The organism is Microbacterium yannicii PS01, assembly GCF_000304335.1.
GTDB lineage: Bacteria > Actinomycetota > Actinomycetes > Actinomycetales > Microbacteriaceae > Microbacterium > Microbacterium yannicii_A.
In genome coordinates this window covers 1-17,801 of record NZ_CAJF01000050.1, presented here as the reverse complement: position 1 = coordinate 17,801, position 17,801 = coordinate 1, and the positions used below count along the sequence as shown (strand labels likewise).

General features: G+C 71.2%; 8 protein-coding genes and 1 pseudogene. All 9 read right to left on the bottom strand.

What is annotated here, in order from left to right; translation table 11 throughout:
* Positions 1 to 3,095, bottom strand: a 3,095-nt coding sequence (locus WYM_RS20790) for a transglutaminaseTgpA domain-containing protein (RefSeq protein ID WP_237739452.1), incomplete at its 3' end; no start/stop codon positions are given.
* Positions 3,092 to 4,351 (bottom strand): DUF58 domain-containing protein, encoded by a 1,260-nt coding sequence (locus tag WYM_RS18275; RefSeq protein WP_019182294.1) that lies wholly within the window; start codon positions 4,349 to 4,351, stop codon positions 3,092 to 3,094. The genes WYM_RS20790 and WYM_RS18275, both read right to left, overlap by 4 nt.
* On the bottom strand, positions 4,351 to 5,322 hold the full coding sequence (locus tag WYM_RS18270; RefSeq protein ID WP_019182293.1) for an AAA family ATPase: 972 nt from the start codon (positions 5,320 to 5,322) through the stop codon (positions 4,351 to 4,353). The genes WYM_RS18275 and WYM_RS18270 overlap by 1 nt, the downstream gene beginning before the upstream one ends.
* A 33-nt stretch (positions 5,323 to 5,355) precedes the next feature.
* A complete protein-coding gene (locus WYM_RS18265; RefSeq protein ID WP_026059922.1) occupies positions 5,356 to 11,430 on the bottom strand; it encodes an Ig-like domain-containing protein in 6,075 nt (2,024 codons plus the stop codon).
* Between the two features lie 351 nt (positions 11,431 to 11,781).
* Positions 11,782 to 14,139: an ATP-binding cassette domain-containing protein gene (locus WYM_RS18260; RefSeq protein WP_019182291.1), complete on the bottom strand. Its 2,358-nt coding sequence runs from the start codon at positions 14,137 to 14,139 to the stop codon at positions 11,782 to 11,784.
* A gap of 117 nt (positions 14,140 to 14,256) precedes the next feature.
* On the bottom strand, positions 14,257 to 15,489 hold the full coding sequence (locus WYM_RS22510) for an FAD-binding oxidoreductase (RefSeq protein WP_337479944.1): 1,233 nt from the start codon (positions 15,487 to 15,489) through the stop codon (positions 14,257 to 14,259).
* 315 nt (positions 15,490 to 15,804) lie between these two features.
* Positions 15,805 to 16,490: pseudogene (locus tag WYM_RS22505) on the bottom strand (LLM class flavin-dependent oxidoreductase); the annotation flags it as partial.
* 53 nt (positions 16,491 to 16,543) lie between these two features.
* The gene (locus WYM_RS18250; RefSeq protein WP_019182289.1) at positions 16,544 to 17,152 is read right to left on the bottom strand and encodes a DNA-3-methyladenine glycosylase I; all 609 of its coding nucleotides are present in this window, start codon (positions 17,150 to 17,152) and stop codon (positions 16,544 to 16,546) included.
* 4 nt (positions 17,153 to 17,156) lie between these two features.
* Positions 17,157 to 17,801 (bottom strand): lactonase family protein (locus WYM_RS20780; RefSeq protein ID WP_019182288.1); only part of this gene is annotated, 645 nt, incomplete at its 5' end.

The window sequence follows — 17,801 nt, the reverse complement described above, 5'->3', positions numbered from 1 at the left end:
GGGGACGCCGGACGGACGGTGCGCACCACCGCGGTCGCGGCCGCGGCGAGCTCGGCCGGCGCGAGGGCCGACTCGCGTGCCGGCGTGGCCGCAGCCGACGACGAGGTCGCCGAGACGTAGGGATTGGCGGCGAGGGCTGCGAAGAACGGCGCGTCGGGGGCGGCGGCATCCGCTCGCCGCACGCCGGTGACGACGGCGCCGGCCGCACGGTCGTGCCATCCCTGCCGGCGCGGACCGGAGTCGAAGAGCGGGGAGAAGCAGCCGACCACGATCGAGCCGGCGACACCCCAGACGAGGTTGCGCAGCACCGCCAGCCAGAAGCCGATGGGTTCCCCCGTGTCGGCGGCGCGGACCCGCACGCCCACGAGGCGCTGGCCGATCGAGCCGCGCCCGCCCTGCATGGCGGAATACACCAGCCCCCACCCGAGCATGACGGCGGCCACGGCCAGGTAGCCGAGGGCGAGTGTCATCGCGAGGGCGAGGGGGCTGGTTGCCGGCCCCGAGGCGAACACGATCGCAGCCATGCCCCCCACGAGCGCGGCTCCCAGTGCGCAGGCGATGCCGAGATCGATCGCGTAGGCGCCGATACGACGTCCGATGGAAGCCGACCCGGTGACGGGCGATCCGCTGACGGGGATTCCGGTGACGGGCGGTCCGATGAGAGGCGCTCCGCCGAGAGGCGCCGTCACGGCGAGGGGCGGGCGGGCGGTCATTCCTTCTCCTGCGATTCGGGCGCCGGGTCCGCGCTCGGAGCCGGGCGCGTCGGCGACGTCCGCCGTGCGCGCGCGGGCAGCGCGAAGCGGGTGTCGGCGAGCAGCGAGCGGATGCTGAGACGCGCCCGCACGCGCTGCCACCACGACCGCCCCCGTGCCCATGCCGCCCACGATCTCGTCGACCTGCTTCCAGAACTCGTCGACGTCGGCCGGGCTCGGCTCGGTCGGGCCGAAGACTTCCAGGTCGGCGCGAGACGCGAGCGACGCCACGCGGGGCTCGGCGAATGCGGTGGTCAGCACGCCGGCCTCTTCGAGGCGCGTGCCACCCGGTCGCACGGGGGCGCCATGGTCGGAGGCGCGGTCGACGAGCTCCTCCCACCCGCCGCTGATGCGGTCCGCCGGCCGCTCGGCCTCGCGGCGCTTGCGGCGACGCGTCGCCTTCAGGATGCCGACGACGACGAACGGGGCGAGCAGCACGAACAGGATGCCGAGGGTTCCCGCAGCGATGCCGATGATCGTCCACAGGAGCGTGAGGTCGAGCGGGTTGTCGTCCTCGTTGCCCCCGTCGTCGGTCACCGTGGGCGGAAGATCGACCGGCTCCTGCGGCGGGGGCGGCGGCTGCAGCACCTGCGGCTTGGGGTCCGCCTTGGGCTTGGTGGTCTGGTCGTTCGGGACCTGGTCCTCGGGCGGCGTGGGGTCGAACGGCACCCAGCCGACCCCGTCGAACGCGATCTCGACCCAGGCGTGCAGCGTGTCGCCGTTCGCCTCGAACACGCCCTGCCCGGCCTGGTCCTCGTCGGGGTAGAAGCCCATCACGACCCGGGCCGGGATCCCGATCTCCCGGGCGAGCAGCGCCATGGCCGTGGCGTACTGCTCGTCGTCGCCCACCATCTGCTCCGCCCCCAGCAGCGTCGAGATGCGCTCCGCGCCGTGACCGGCCCGCGAGAGGACCTCGCCTGCCAGACCGTGGCTGAAGAATCCGCCCTCCGAGAGCATCGTCTCGAGGGCACGGGCCTGCTCGATCGGCGTCACGGCTTCGGCGACCGCCTTGGACGCCACGTCGGCCACATCCTGCGGTACACCCTCCTGCTCGGGCAGCGACAGAGCCGCGAACGGGACCTCGGCGAGCGCCTCGTCGCTGGGGATCTCGGGGATGACGCTGTCGATCGTGTACGCGTCGCCCTTCTGCAGGCGCGCGGTCACGACGCCGGTCGACGTCGACTCGTTGTAGTGCGCCGTGCGCCGCAGGTCGTCGGCCCGGTCGCCGTCGAAGGTCACGCTCTGGACGGCGCCGGCATCCGGCATCCACACACCCTCGAACGAGCCGATCTCAACGTGCACCGTCGCCGGCGTGCCCTCTGCGTCCGCCGACATGTTCGTGCGGACGGGCGAGAAGGCGCTCGATGAGCCGGCGCCCTCGTCCGAGACGTTGTAGACGGTGCCGTTGTAGGCGTCCATCGTCGCCAGGCGGATGCGGGCGTCCTCCGGCAGCCCGCTGGCGGTGAACAGCGTCTCGTCGGGGAAGTCGCGCACGTAAGCGCGGAAGGACTGCAGCGGGCTGGGGAACTCGCGGATGTCGAAGGGCGGGATGATGACGTCGCGCAGCACATAGCGCGGCGACGCCGGCGCGGCGAAGGCGCTCGTCGTGACGCCGACCACACCCGCGATGGCGACGACGCCGATGCCCATGACCATGCGCCGGAGCGCGGCCGCCCGCGCACCCGAGGATCCCTCGCCGACCGAGACGGCCGCCGCCTGCGGCTGCCAGGCCTGGCGCAGCGCGAGCCACACGACGGCGACGAGTCCGAAGACGACGCCCTGGATCACCGGGACGACCGGCTCGGACGTTCCCAGCGCGATCTCGACGGCGAGGAACGCCGCGGCAGGAAGGAGCGCCCAGGCAGCGTTTCGCGCACGCAGCGCGAGCGAGGTCGTCAGCACGGCCGCCACGAGGGCGAGGAGGAACGGCACGATCAGGTGTCCGTCGTCGGCGGCGACCGGCGCGATCGTGGTCAGCAGCTGCTTCCACGAGGTCACGGTCCCCTCGGCGAGGAGGCGCAGCGTCTCGAGCGTCGGGATGACACCGGCGACGGTGGTGTGCGGCAGGGCGAGAGCGCCGCCGAACAGCAGGTACGCCGCAGCCGTCGCGCCGGCCAGCAGCAGGATGCCCCAGCGCAGCACCGCGCCGAGGGCGCCGAGGCTCATGCCGAGGAGAAGACCGCCGAGCGCGGCGACGAGGTACCGGGGCCCGTCGAAGGTCGGCCAGAAGCCGACGATCGGAATGGCCAGGAGCGCCAGGGTGGCACCGAGGTCGAGCACCCAGCGGCGCAGCGGCAGGGGAAGCGTGGGCGCGGGCGCGGCGGACACGGATGGCGCGGTCATGCGAGCACCTTCCGCAAGGCTCCGGCGAGCTGCTCGAGCGCGCCGATCGTCACGACGTCGGCCTCGCCGATCCGGCGCAGCGACGGGGTGGCGCCCGCATCGGCCACGACGGCGAGCACGCGCGCGCCGAACGGCAGGCGGCTGCATGCCGTCCGCAGGTCGTTGGCGTCGACCGTGCTGCCGCAGACCAGCACCACGACGCTGGCGAGGGCCAGGGAGGCGGCGACCGATCCGGCAAGCTCGACGATGGAGCCGGCGCGCGGACGGGAGTGCTCGAGGCCCGACAGCGCATCGAGGAACTGCTTGCCCGTCCCTGCGGGAAGGCCGCGCTCCTGCACCCGCACCTCGACGCGCTGGGAGTCCCGGAGGGCGCGCAGGCCCAGGGATCCGGCCGCCGAGATGGCGAGCTCGAACTCCTCTTCGCCGCGGTAGTCGGCCGGGCTCGTCGAGAGCCCGATGACGAAGTGCGAGCGGCGGGTCTCTTCGTACTGGCGCACCATGAGGTCGCCAGTGCGAGCGGTGGACTTCCAGTGGACGTGGCGCAGGTCATCGCCCGGCTGGTACTCGCGCAGCGCGTGGAACGACACGTCGTCGCGCGAGAGATCGGTGGCGGGAAGGCCCTCGAGATCGCGCAGGAAGCCGAGCGACTGCCCGTCGAAGAGCACTGTGCGCGGGTGCACGAAGAGATCGACGGGCTCGTCTCGTCGATGCACCCGTTCGAACAGACCCAGCGGATCACCGCGCACGACGCTCACGGGGCCGACCTTCACGACGGCACGGCGGGTGGTGGGGATCGCGAAGAGCTCTTCGGCGGCCTCTCCCGGAGCCAGGCGATTGACCTCGAACACTCCGCGCCCGGAGCCGACCGGGAGCAGGACGCGTGAGGGCAGGATCGCCCGCGCGCCGGTGTTGGCGAGGGTGAGGGCGCCGACCGCACGCTCCCCCACCACGACGCGGGTGCGGTTGAGGTCGAGCGACACCTCGTAGGCGGTGCGGCCGACGAGGAAGAGCAGGCACAGCAGCAGGACGCTGGTGACGACGACCGCCGCGATGGTGAGCTCCCACCATCCCAGCGTCTGACCGAAGATCCAGAGCACGATGGCCGTGGCGATCAGCACCCAGGCGGCCGGGCGCACGACGTCGAGCACGCCGCGCAGCCGGCGCAGCGCGATCGACGCGAGATGCGTCGCGGCGCTGCCGACGGCGGCGCCGCGCTCCTGCGCGGCGGCCGTCGACCCGAGTGCTTGCGAGGCCATCAGGCTGCGGACCTCGCCTGCGGTGCGGCCACCGCCTCGAGCACACGTGCGATCACGGTCTCGGCGGTGGTGCCGGCGAACTCGGCCTCGGGGTCGAGGACCAGACGGTGGGTCCACACCGGACCCGCGAGCGCCTTGACGTCGTCGGGCAGCACGAAGTGGCGGCCCTGCGCGGCGGCGAAGACCTTGGCGATGCGGATCATCGCCAGCGAACCGCGCACCGAGACGCCCAGTCGCGTCGCGGAGTCCTCGCGCGTCGCCTCGGACAGCTGCGCGGTGTAGCGCAGGACCGCCGGGTCGACGTGCACGGTCCCGGCGAGATCGGCCATGTCGGCCACGGCGCCCGTGGTGATGATGGCGGAGAGGTGGGCCGAGGGATTGCGGTCGGCGGCGCCGGCGAGGATGCGCTCCGCCACGGCGAGGTCGGGGTAGCCGATGCTCGTCTTGATGAGGAAGCGGTCCAGCTGCGCCTCGGGCAGCTTGTACGTGCCCGCCTGCTCGATCGGGTTCTGCGTCGCGATCACGAGGAACGGACGGCCGACCTCGTGCGGCACGCCGTCGACCGTCACTCGGGATTCCTCCATGACCTCCAGGAGCGCCGACTGCGTCTTCGGCGAGGCGCGGTTGATCTCGTCGGCGAGGACGATGGAGGCGAACACGGGTCCGCGGTGGAACTCGAACTTGTGCGACACCTGGTCGTAGATCGTGACGCCGGTGACGTCCGACGGGAGCAGGTCGGGCGTGAACTGGATGCGGCTGCTCGTGCCCTGCACCGTCGCCGCCAGCGCCTTGGCGAGGCTGGTCTTTCCGGTGCCCGGGGCGTCCTCCAGCAGCACGTGCCCCTCGGCGAGCATCGCCGACAGCACCAGCGCCACGACCTCGCGCTTGCCCATCAGGGCCTGGTCGACGTTGTCGACCAGTCGCGAGAAGGTGCCCTGGAACCAGGCGGCCTGTTCGGGGGTCATCGTCATGTGTGTCTCGTTCTTTCGATTCGGATGTCGTCGTTACCAGGTGCGTCGCTCGGACGTGCCCCAGCCGTCGATGGTCACCCAGACCTCTGCGCCGGCGTCACCGAAGTAGCACCCGATCTGGGTCTGACCGTTGGCCTTGAGCGATCGGACGGACCCGCCTGCGAACGGCGTTCCGCCGAACGGTCCCGTCGCGTTGCAGTGGACGCGATAGTCGCCGGCAGGGAAGTCCTGCGTGTTCACCACGAAGAACGCGCATGCCGCGGAGGAGCAGTTGTCCTGACCCTGAGCGGACTGACCGCGCGACACCCAGGCTCGGGGCTGCGGCGGGTCCGACGTCCGCGCCGAGTCCGATGCGATGCCGCTCCAATGACCCTCGGCATCCTGGGCGCGCGCTTCGATGGTGTGCGTCTGGGCGTGCCCATAGCTGTTCGTGCGCGAGTTGCTGAGCGCGACGTCCTGCCAGCCGCCGCCGTCGATGCGGATCTGCATCGCGGTGATCCGACGTCCGTTCTCGGCGGGCGGGTTCCAGCTGAACGTGATGTTCGTGCCGTTGGCGGTCGCCTTGACGGAGGGGGTCCGCACCGGCCCGTACGGGGTCGCCTGGTTCGACGGGGCCGATTCGGGCCCGTTGTAGCGGACGCCGTCCATCGCGGTGAAGGCCCGCACGCGCACGGTGTAGGCCGTGCCGTTCGACAGGCTGCCGATGATCCGGTTGCCGGGCACCGCCTGCCATCCGCCGCCGTTCAGCGAGAACTCGTATCCCAGCTCGCCGGCGTTCGCACCGTTGCCGGCCGCGTCGCCGAAGGCGAGGTGGATCGTGCTGTCGGGGTTCGGAGTCGTCGCGCGCACGTTCGTCGGCGCGCCGGGCGCGACGAAGGCGCGTCGCGGCGCCGACGGGGCGCTGTCGGCGCCCCAGCCGGCCTTGTTGCGGGCTGCGACGGTGAACGTGTAGTCCGTCGTCGAGGCGTCGATCGCGAGGGCCTGCGAGGTCTGCCCGCCGGGGATCCCGGTGATCGTGTTCACGACCGCTCCGCCGCGCAGGACATTCAGGCGGTACTCGGCGATCGCATCGCCGTTGTTGGCCGGCGCGGTCCAGGACACCTGCATCTGCGCCTGGGAGCCGACCGGGTCGAGCCGCTGGACGGCCGGAGCGCCCGCGGCGTCCGGCGCGCGCGCCGGGATCTGGGCCGCCGACCAGCCGCTGAAGCTCGACGGATCGGGCGCGAGGTTGTGCGCCTGGACGCGCACCTGGTACGACGTGCCGTTCTCGAGCCCGTCCCACACCAGCGAGTTGCCGGTGACCTCGGTCTTCTGCGCGATGCCCGACGGGGGCGCCGGCGAGATCTCGAGCGTGAAGCTGTCGACGGGCGAGCCAGGAGTCGTGGGCGTCACCCACGAGACCTGCAGGCTGCGGTCGCCGTAGACCAGGGTCGGCGGCTGCGGGGTGTCGGGGCGGGCGTCGGGACGCGCCTCTTCCGAGGGCGCGGAGGGCTCCGAGGGGCCGACGCGATTCTCGGCCACGACCGTGAAGTGGTACTTGACGTTGTTCGTCAGACCGTCCAGCGTGCACGTGGTGGCGAGACAGACCTTCTCGTAGTCGCCCGCGGTCGACGCCACGGTGTAGCGCTCGATCTCGGCGCCGTTGTTCGCCGGCGGCGTCCACGACAGCACGACCGTGCGGTCCTGCACGCTCGACACGGTCGGCGTTCCCGGCGCGTCCGGCTTGCCCTGCACCGTCAGGCGGATGCGGCCCTCGACCTCGCGATCGGGGTCGTTCGTGGCATCCTGCACGCGGTAGCGCACGGTCATCGTGCCGAAGAACGTCTCGCTCGGGGTGACCCGCACCTGGTCGCCGGCGACCTCGACCGATCCCTGACCGGTCTCGACGAGGGCGGTGGTGAGCTCGAGCGGCGTGTCGGGGAAGGGGTTGACGTCGTTGGCGAGCACCGGCACCGTCACGGTCTTGCCCTGGGGCGCCTCGTCGACGATGTCGTCGTTGGCCGTGGCGAGCTCGCGCGTCGAGGCGGTGACCCGGACGTTGACCTGACCCTCGACCGGCTCGGTGGTGCCGTCGTCGATGCGGAGCGTGAGCGTCGCGGCAGAGCCCTTCGGGGTGTCGGCGTCCGCGCTCACGCGCAGCTCCTGGCCGTCGACCGAGGCCGACATGCCGTCGGGCGAGCCGCCGACGATCTCGTACCGCATCCCGTCGAGGTCTTCGGGGTCGGGGTCGGTGGTGAGACCGCGCAGGTCGAGCACAGCGGCGTCCTCACCGGGCGCGACATCCATCTGGCCGCTCAGGAACGCGGGCTGCTGGTTCTCGGGCGGCAGCACGGTGATGGGCAGCGTGAGCGTGGCCTTGCGTCCGTCGGGATCGTCGGGGCCGGTGCCGTCGGTGACCTCGAAGGTGATCGCGTCGGGGCCGAAGTATCCTCCGGCCGACGTGTAGACGAGGGTCGTCTGGTCCTTCACGAGCGACGAGCCGTCGCTGTGCGCCGCCGTGACCTTGGCAGCCTCGGTGATGACGACCTTTGCGTCGCCGACGGCACGGACGTGGTCGGCCAGCGCGATCTCGATCGTCTCGCCGCTGGCCACCTCGACCGGGTCGGTGGAGACGAGCGAGGGCGGCAGCGACGAGAGGGCCGGCACGTGGATGAAGGCGGACGCCTTGTTGCCGTCGGGATCGGTGATCGTGTACGTGATCAGCCGGTCCTCGTCACCGAGGGTGATGCTCACGGAGCCGTCGGCGCGCACGCGCGACCCGGAGTCCGACACGGCGACATCGAGATCGTCCAGGGTACCGTCGGGGTCCTCGTCGTTGGCGAGCACCTCGAGCTCGACGGTGTCGTCCTCGACGTCCTGCGCCCGGACGTAGTCGTCGCGCGCGATCGGCGCGAGCAGCGGCACGTCTTCCGAGACCGTGATCTGCACGACGGCCTTTGCCTGCGCACCGCGCGCGTCGCGGATCGTGTACTGCAGCGAGGTCTCGGTCTCTTCCGAGGGAGAGGTCACGACGACCCGGTTGCCGTCGGCCTTGGCCGACAGCCCCTCGACGTCGGGGACGATCAGCCCGTTCTCGAGCACCCAGTACTCGTCGCCGTCGGGGTCGGAGTCGTTCTCGAGCACGGGCACCGCGACGCGGCGGTCGGGGCGCATCACGACGGCGTCCTTGACCGCGTAGGGCGCCTGATTGACGGCCTCGGGCGGCGCGATGCCCGCGCGGATCGCCGCCGTGGCCTCGGCGCCGAGGCGGTCGCGCACGCGGTAGGTGAACGCGTCGACGCCAGCGGTGTCGTCGAAGGCCTCGTAGACGATGTAGTCCGAGCCGGTCTCGACGACGCGGCCCTTGTCAGGCGATGATGCGATGCCCACGAGGCTCACCGAGTCGCCGTCGGCGTCGATGCCGTCCAGCGGAACGGCGATCCGCACGCGGGCGCCTCCGAGCACCCGGGCGGTCAGGTCGCGCGGTCGCGGGGCGGCGTTGGTCTCGAGGTTGACGGGCAGCACCTGGATCGTGATGTAGCCGGCGTCCTTCTGGCCCGTGCTGTCGACGACCTCGTACGTGGCGTACACGGTTCCCGGCTCTTCCGACGCACGGAAGCGCACCGTGTCCTGCGAGACGAAGATCTCGCCCTTCTCCGGCTCGGGCAGCGGCGCCACCAGCTCGGGGGCCACGTGGATGGAGTCGTTGTTGGGGTGGTAGTCGTTGTCGAGCACCGGGATGGTCACCACATCGCCGGCGCGCACGGTCACCGTGTCGTCGTTGGCGACGGGCGGCCGCAGCTGCGCGGGCGCCGGGATCGGGATGACGATGACGTCACCCTCGGCCGATTGCGAGCCGTTGGAGATGCGGTACGAGATCCGCACCTGCTCCGAGAGCGCGGCCTGGTCGCTGATGCGCAGGGTCTCGTGGTTGAGGACGGCGACCGCGATGCCCGAGTTGGGCTCGACGGTGACCGACTGGATGACCAGGATGCCGCCGGAGGGGTCGGAGTCGTTGGACAGCGCGTTGATGAGCACTTCGCCGCCGCTGGGCAGCAGCGCCACGTCGCGCACGGCGACGGGCGGCAGATCGGTGTCACCCTCGGGCAGGACGTCGACGCGCACCAGGCCCGGCACGGCGTTGGGGCCGGCGGCCACGAGGTACTGCACGTAGTAGGTGCCCGGGATCTGCGAGGTGAAGGTGAACGTCTTGTTGGCGTAGTCCGGCGCGAGCTCCGCCCCGGGAACGGGATCCACGCGCGTCAGGCGCAGCGGCTCACGACCCGAGCTCGTGTCGTTGGCGAGCGGCGAGACGGTCGCCGTCTGCCCGACGCGCACCGCGACGTAGTCGGCATTGGTGATCGGAACGGTCGAACCCACCGGTCGCACGTCGAAGCGGACCGCGCCCGTGGCGGCGTCGCTGCCGTCCGACACGACGATCTCGACATCCTTGCGTCCCTGCACGCCGCCGACGGCGCGATACGTGATCCGCCCGTCAGAGGTGAAGTCCGCCTCGTCGCCCTCCGCCGGGACGACCGCGCTGAGGAAGACGTCGTCTCCGTCGGGGTCGATCCAGTCCGGCAGGACGTTGTACGTCGCCGTGCCCCCCGACTCGACGGTGACGGTGGTGACGCGCTTCTGCACCGGCGCCGCATTCACGTCCCAGCCGCGTACCGTGAGCGCCACCACAGCGGTGTCGGTGCCGCCGCGACCGTCGGAGATCTCGTAGGTGAAGGATGCCGCGCCGGACGCGTTCTCGGGAACGGCGATCTGCAGTCCGCGGCCGTTGTCGATCGACTGCACCTCGCCGATCGACGGGCCGCCGTCGAGCACGCGGGCGGTCAGCACGTCGCCGTCGGGGTCGCTGTCGTTGTCGAGGATCGGGAGGATCGTCGTGCGCCCCGGCCGGACGCCCAGATCGTCGTCGGTCGCGACGGGCGGCGTGTTGATCTCGGAGCGCTCGGGGGTCGTCGTCTCGACGGTCTCCTCGGTGGTCTCCTCGTTCTCCTCGGTCGCCTCCTCGGGAGGAGTGATCTCCTCCCAGTTGTCCACCCGCTGCAGGCTCTCCGAAGCGAGCCACGTGGCGCCGCCGATGATGTCGTTGAGCACGATGACGTCCCGGTTGACGCGGAAGGTCAGCACCGACGAGGCGTCCACGCCGTCGATGTCGCTGAGGAGGTCGTCGGCATCGCCCGCACAGTCGCGCACGAAGCGGGCCGAACCGCTCCAGGCGCCGTACGCGCACCCCTCCAGCCATACCGGGGCGGCGGGCGTTCCCTGCGAGCCCGCGGCCACGGACTTCGGATCGGAACCGTCGAACGGCACCCGCACGAGCGCCGCATCCGTCGCGATCGTGAAGTGCTCGGACGCCGCCGAGGGCTGCTGCAGCACGCCGCTGCGCGCACCGTCGACCTCGAACACCCGGCCGTCGGCATAGACGGCGCCGCTGGACGCGTCCAGCACCACGGGGCGCTCGCCGATCGCGGTGACCGACACCTCGGCGTTGCCGGGCAGGTCGGACAGGCCGCTCTTCTGCGGCTCGGAGATCGTCCCGTCCGGCTGCAGGCGGTACGTCACCACCTCGGCGTCCTCTGCGGACACGGCGTGGACAGCGCCGTCGACCCCGACCGCGACATCCGCACCCTTGCCGAGGCTGGCCACCGGGTCGGTGCCCTCGATCTGGAACGAGCCGACGGCCTCGGCCGCCACGACCCACAGGTCTCCCGAGCTCTGATCGAGGATCGCGACCGTCGAGTCGCCGAGCTGCACCTTCGCGCCCGCCGGGATGTTCGCCGCCTCGGCCATCGCGACCATCGCGGGATCGACCACCGCGACGCTCGAGCCGACCTCGTCGACGACGAGGACGTTCTCGCCGGCCTGCAGGATGTCGTATTCGTCACTGGTCGTGCGAAGGCCGCCGTCGAGCACCTGCGACTCGTGGTTGAAGTGCCCCACGAGCAGCGCCGACTTCTTGGTCACCCAGACGCCACCGTCGTGGAGGTCGACCTCAGTGGTGGGAAGGCCCTGGTAGACGAAGGCCAGCGTGGTGATGGTTACCGCCGCCGCCGTCACGGCGCCGGCGGACGCGAGAGTTCGGGGACGGCCACGAAGCCATGCGAAAGACCTCATGGACCTCGACCTCCGGGGCGTCGTCGTTCGTCGTCGTGGCGGCGGCGCCTGGAGATCAGGCACGCACGAGAGAAAGGGGAGCGCTCCAGCCTAACCCGGCCGGCCGCGCGCCCTTCACGGCTTCCCGCCACGGAGATGGTATGCGGGCTCGGCGCGGATGCCCCATGGGGACAAACACCCACCCGCGCGCGCTTCGACAGGCTCAGCGACCATCGCGGGGGTGGCTCAGCGAGCGGACCGGGGTGGATCAGCGACCGGACCGGGGTAGATCAGCGACCGGACCGGGGTGGCTCAGCGAGCGGACCGGGGTGGGTCAGCGAGCGGACGAGGGTGGCTCGGCGACCGGTGCGCTCAGGCTCCGACGTACTGCCGCAGGTGCTTGGCGGTCAGCGTCCTGCCCTGCGATACGAGATCCGCGGGCGTGCCCTCGAAGACGATCTCGCCGCCGTCGTGCCCGGCACCCGGGCCCAGGTCGATGATCCAGTCCGCGTGCGCCATGACGGCCTGGTGGTGCTCGATCACGATGACGCTGTTGCCGGCCTGCACGAGGCGGTCCAGCATCCCGAGCATGTTCTCGACATCGGCGAGGTGCAGGCCGGTGGTGGGCTCGTCGAGCACGTAGATCGCGCCCTTCTTCGCCATCGAGATCGCCAGCTTCAGTCGCTGCCGCTCACCGCCCGACAACGTGTTCAGGGCCTGGCCGAGGGTGATGTAGCCGATGCCCACGTCGATCATGCGGGCCAGGGTGGTGTGAGCCGGGCCCTTGGCGAAGAAGACGGATGCCTCGTCCGCCGACATCGCAAGCACCTCGGCGATGTTCTTCCCGTCGAGCCGGTACTCGAGCACCTCGTCGCTGAAGCCGGTTCCGTCGCACACCTCGCAGAGCGTCTCGACGCTCTGGGTGAAGCCCAGGTTCGTGATGATCACGCCGAGCCCCTTGCAGGCGACGCAGGCGCCGTCGGAGTTCGCACTGAACAGGCCCGGCTTGACGCCGTTCGCCTTCGCGAACGCCGACCGGATCGTGTCGAGCAGCCCGGTGTAGGTCGCCGGGCTGGAGCGTCGCGACCCCTTGATCGGCGACTGGTCGACGACGACCACATCGTCGAAGGCGGGCACGTTGCCGTGGATGAGCGACGACTTGCCCGAGCCGGCCACGCCCGTGACCACGGTGAGGATCCCGAGCGGGATGTCGACATCGACGCTCTTGAGGTTGTGCTGGGTGGCGCTGCGGATCTCGAGCGCACCCTTCGCCGGCCGCGTCGAGGGCTTCAGCCGCGCGCGGTCGTCGAGATGGCGGCCGGTGATGGTGCCCGATGTGCGGAGGCCCGCGACATCCCCCGTGTACATGATCTCGCCGCCCTTGCGGCCGGCGCCGGGCCCGAGGTCGACGATGTGCTCGGCGATCTCGATCACCTCGGGCTTGTGCTCGACCACGAGCACGGTGTTGCCCTTGTCGCGCAGCTGCTGCAGCAGGTCGTTCATGCGCTGGATGTCGTGCGGGTGCAGACCCGCGGTCGGCTCGTCGAAGACGTAGGTGACGTCGGTGAGAGCGGAGCCGAGGTGCCGGATCATCTTGGTCCGCTGCGCCTCACCGCCCGACAGTGTTCCCGAGGACCGGTCGAGCGAGAGATAGCCCAGGCCGACCTCGACGAAGGACGCGATCGTATGGCGCAGGCCCGCCATGAGAGGCGCGACGGCCGGGTCGTCGACGGTGGCGAGCCAGTCGGCGAGATCCGAGATCTGCATGGCCGCGGCATCCGCGATGCTGATTCCCTTGATCTTCGACGACCGCGCGCCGTCGTTCAGGCGCGTCCCGCCGCAGTCCGGGCACGGCATGAACTTCACGGCCCGCTCCACGAACGCGCGGATATGCGGCTGCAGCGAGTCGCGATCCTTCTGGAGCATCGCCTTGGTGATCTTGGGCACGAGGCCCTCGTAGGTCATGTTGAAGCTCTGGAGCTTGACCTTCGTCGGCTCCTTGTAGAGGAAGTCCGCGAGCTCCTGCTCGGTGTAGTCCTGGATCGGCTTGTCCGCGTCGAGGAAGCCGGACTCGGAATAGCCGCGCACCATCCACCCGTCGACGTTGTAGCCCGGAATGGTGATGGCGCCGTCGGCGAGCGACTTCGACTTGTCGTACAGCTCGTCGAGGTCGATGTCGGTGGTCTCGCCGAGGCCCTCGCAGCGCGGGCACATGCCGCCGGTGATCTCGAAGACGCGGTGCTCGGGCTTGCTCTTCTGCCCGGCCCGCTCCACGGTGATCGCGCCGCTGCCCTTCGCGGACGGGATGTTGAACGAGAACGCCTGCGGAGAGCCGACGTGCGGCTGGCCGATGCGGCTGAACAGGATGCGAAGCATCGCATGCGCGTCCGTCGCCGTGCCGACGGTCGAGCGGGCGTTAGAGCCCATGCGCTCCTGGTCGACGATGATCGCCGGGCTGACGTTCTCGAGCCCGTCGACCTCGGGACGGTTCAGCTGCCCCATGAACTGCTGGACGAACGTCGGATACGTCTCGTTGATCAGGCGCTGGGACTCGTTCGCGATCGTGCCGAAGACGAGCGAGGACTTGCCGGATCCGCTGACGCCGGTGAACACGGTGAGACGCCGCTTGGGAATCTCGACCGACACGTTCTTGAGGTTGTTCTCTCGGGCCCCGATGACGCGGATGACCGCGTGCGAATCGGCGATGTGCGGAACGGATGCCTCGGCCATGAAGTCCTCTCGACGGTGCGACCCTACATTCTGCACACCATCGCGGACATCCTGCTTCCTGAATCCTGCTCGCTTCCGACGCTCACGTGGGTTCCGCGCTCCCGGTTCGGGTTCCGGCTAGGCGGCGGCGGGCTCGATCGCGAAGTTGTCGCGGAAGACGCAGGCCGGGTCGTACTCGGCCTTGATCGCCCGGAGCCGTGCGAGCGTCGCGGGAGGGAACGCCTCGCCGATCCGCTCCGGGCGCTCTGACGAGTCGAAGCTCAGGTACATGCCGGCGGTGTGCGCCGCGAGCGTCCTCCATTGCGCGTCGAGGCGCTCCGCGTTGGACCCGAGCGCGACGACCGAGAAGTTCGCCGAGCGGTGCGCGTACGCCGTGGCGTCCTCGGGGACGTCGGCGACGGCGCCACCGACCGCGCGCAGCTGGAAGAACGGGATGGCGCCGGAGGCCAGCATCCGTGCCGCCGCCTCGGCGAAGGCGGGCGTGACGTGCTCGATCAGCCCCGACCGCGAGTGCGGCTCGCCCGCGCCGTGCTGCGGACCCGTGTCGGCGTTCGCCATGATCTGCGGGTACGGCGCGATCTGCACCGACTGCTGCACCAGCGGCGCCAGCTCGGCGAAGGGCTGCAGGCGCGCGATGACGGTGTCGGGGTCGTCCGAATCGACGACGCCATAAAGCTGGACGACCTGCGGCTGACCGGGACGGGGTCCGCCCGCGAGCAGGAACACCGTGAGGTCGCGCGGCGCGTCCTCGATGATCCGGGCGTACCCCTCGAGGAACGCGGCGACGTCGTCGACCTGGAACGCCAGCTGCGCCCACCCGACATCGCCGACCTCGTCCACCTCGAAATCGAAGGACGTCACGATGCCGACGTTCGCGCCGGCGCCGCGGATCGCCCAGAACAGCTCGGGGCGGGTGGAGGCATCCGTCCGCACGAGCGAGCCGTCGGCGAGCACCACCTCGGCGGCGCGCAGATGGTCGATGGTGAGACCGTGCTCGCGCGCCAGGAATCCGATGCCGCCGGCCGTGGCGAGCCCGCCGACCCCGACACCGCCGTAGTCGCCCGAGCTGAGCGCCCATCCGTGCTCGCCGAGCGCCGCGGCCACCTCCATCCAGCGCGCGCCCGGCCCGATGCGCACGAGCCGCTTGTCGCGATCGAGCACCTCGATGTCGTTCAGCGCCCGCAGATCGATCACGATGCCGCCGTCGTTGGTGCTCCGGCCGCTGATGCCGTGGCCGCCGCTGCGCACCGCGAGAGGAAGCTCGGGGTGCCGTCGTGCGAACCCGATCGCCTCCGACACCTGCCCGGGGGAATCGGGCTGCAGCACGATGCCCGGTGCGCCGCCGCGCATATAAGTGGCGCGCACGTCTGCGTAGTCGAAGTCGCCGGGCTCGATCGCGCGAAGGCCCGCCGGGACCTCGTCGTACGCGATGCCCTCACGACGTGCGGCGAGGGCCGCCGACGAACGGACCGGCGCCTGCGCGATACCGCGAACGCCGCGCTCGCGGGCGACGAGCTCGCGCGTGGCCGGAGCCACCTCGTCGCCGAAGATCTGCAGCAGACGCGGGTCGTCGGCCGCGATGATGAACGTGCCGATGCCGTCGTCGAGCGCGAGCCGGGCGAGCCGCTCGGCGAACTCACGCGGGTCGGCGGCGAGCTGGCCGATGTTGAGCAGGCGGCGGATCTCACGCGGGTCGCGGCCGACCGAGGCCGCGGCCTCGTCGATCGCCGCATTGCCGTTCTGCAGATCGCCGGGCTTCATGTAGCCGAGCGAGGGCAGCCAGCCGTCGCCCTTGCGGCCGGTGAGCGCGAGCATGCGCGGCTTGTACGCGCCGACCAGGATCGGGATGTCGTGGGCGGGGCGAGGGCCGCGCTTCGCGCCGTGCGCGTGGTGGAAGCGGCCTTCGGTGAAGACCCGCCCCGCACATCGGTGCGCCACAGCTCGCGGATGAGGTCGATGCCCTCTTCGAGCGCGGTCACGGCCTGGCCGGGCGTCAGGCGGGCGCCGCCCATCGCCTCGATCGCATCCCAGAAGCCGCCGGCGCCGAGCCCCAGGTCGAAGCGGCCGTCGGAGAGCAGGTCGAGGCTCGCCGCGGCGCGAGCCACGACCGCCGGCGGCCGCAGCGGCAGGTTCAGGACGTTGGGCGAGATGCGGATGCGCTCGGTGCGCGCTGCGACGTAGCTCATGAGCGTCCACGTGTCGAGGAACGCCGGCTGGTAGGGGTGGTCCTGGAAGGTGACGAGGTCGAGGCCGGATGCCTCGGCCACCTGCGCGAGCAGCACGGGGGCCTGCGGGTTCGCGGCCGCGGGCGTGACGAAAGCGCCGAATTCGAGGGTGTGACCGTAGTCCATGGTCCATTCCAACGAATACGCCGCCCCGCTTGTTCCGCGGCGGGTGCCGCCGGTCAGCCGGCGCGCCAGCACCCCTCGACGTGGTCGTCGACCATGCCCGACGACTGCATCAGCGCGTACATCGTGGTCGAGCCGACGAAGCGGAAGCCGCGGCCCCGCAGCGCCTTGCTAAGCGCATCGGACTCCGGCGTGGTCGCGGGCACCTCGGCGAGCGACCTGGGGCGCGGGCGGTTAGCGGCATCCGGAGCGAAGGACCACATGAAGGCGTCGAGCTCGCCCGGCGCCATGCCGAGGACCAGCTGCGCGTTGGAGATCGTGGCGAGGATCTTCGCGCGATTGCGGATGATCCCGGCATCCGCCATCAACCGCTCGACATCGGCGTCGTCGAACCGGGCGACGGCCTCGGGATCGAATCCCGCGAACACCTGGCGGAAGCGCGGCCGCTTGCGCAGGATCGTGATCCACGACAGCCCGGCCTGGAAGCCCTCGAGACTCATCTTCTCGAAGAGCGCGCGGTCGCCGTGCAGGGGCGTGCCCCATTCCTCGTCGTGGTACCGCGTGTACTCGGCGTCGTCGCCCACCCAGGCGCAGCGGGCGATGCCGTCGGCCCCGGTGCGGGCGCCGGGAGCGGCCGGGACGGCGACGGGCTCGGAGAGGCTCACGGCGTCAGCCTACGGCTCCCCGCCGACACTGCCGCGGGCGGCTCAGACGAACCGCACCCAGTTCGCACCGCCGCCCGTCTCGGCCTGCTCGATCAGCTCGAGGCGGTCGCCGTCGACGGCGTACAGCGCGACAGCCGTCGACCGCTCCCCGGCGGCGACGAGGTAGGCGCCGTCCGGGCTGAGCGCGAAACCCCCGCGGCTGCGGCGGAGCCTCGATGAAGCGCTCGGGCGGCGAGACGGTGCCGGTGTCGGCCACCGCGACGGCCGCGAGGGTGCCGGCGGTGCGCTCGGAGCACCACAGCCGCCGGTTGCCGTCGCCGAAGTGGATGTCGGCGCCCCAGATCAGATGCTCGGCCCGCGGGTCGGCCCCGAAGCGGCTGTGACGCAGTCCCTGCGAGGGATCGAACGCGTCGGCGGCATCCAGCAGACGCAGGGTTCCGTGCTTCAGGTCCCGCGCGAAGTGCAGCACCTGGCCCGAGAACTCGGTGAGCACGTACACCGCGTTCTGCGCGTCGTTGAGCACGAGATGGCGCGGACCGCTGCCCTCGGGCGCGGCGACGGTCTCGGGGGTCAGCGCCTTCAGCCGGTGGTTCTCACCGAGCGCGTACTGCGCCACCAGGTCAGCGCCCAGTGAGACGAAGTAGGCGAA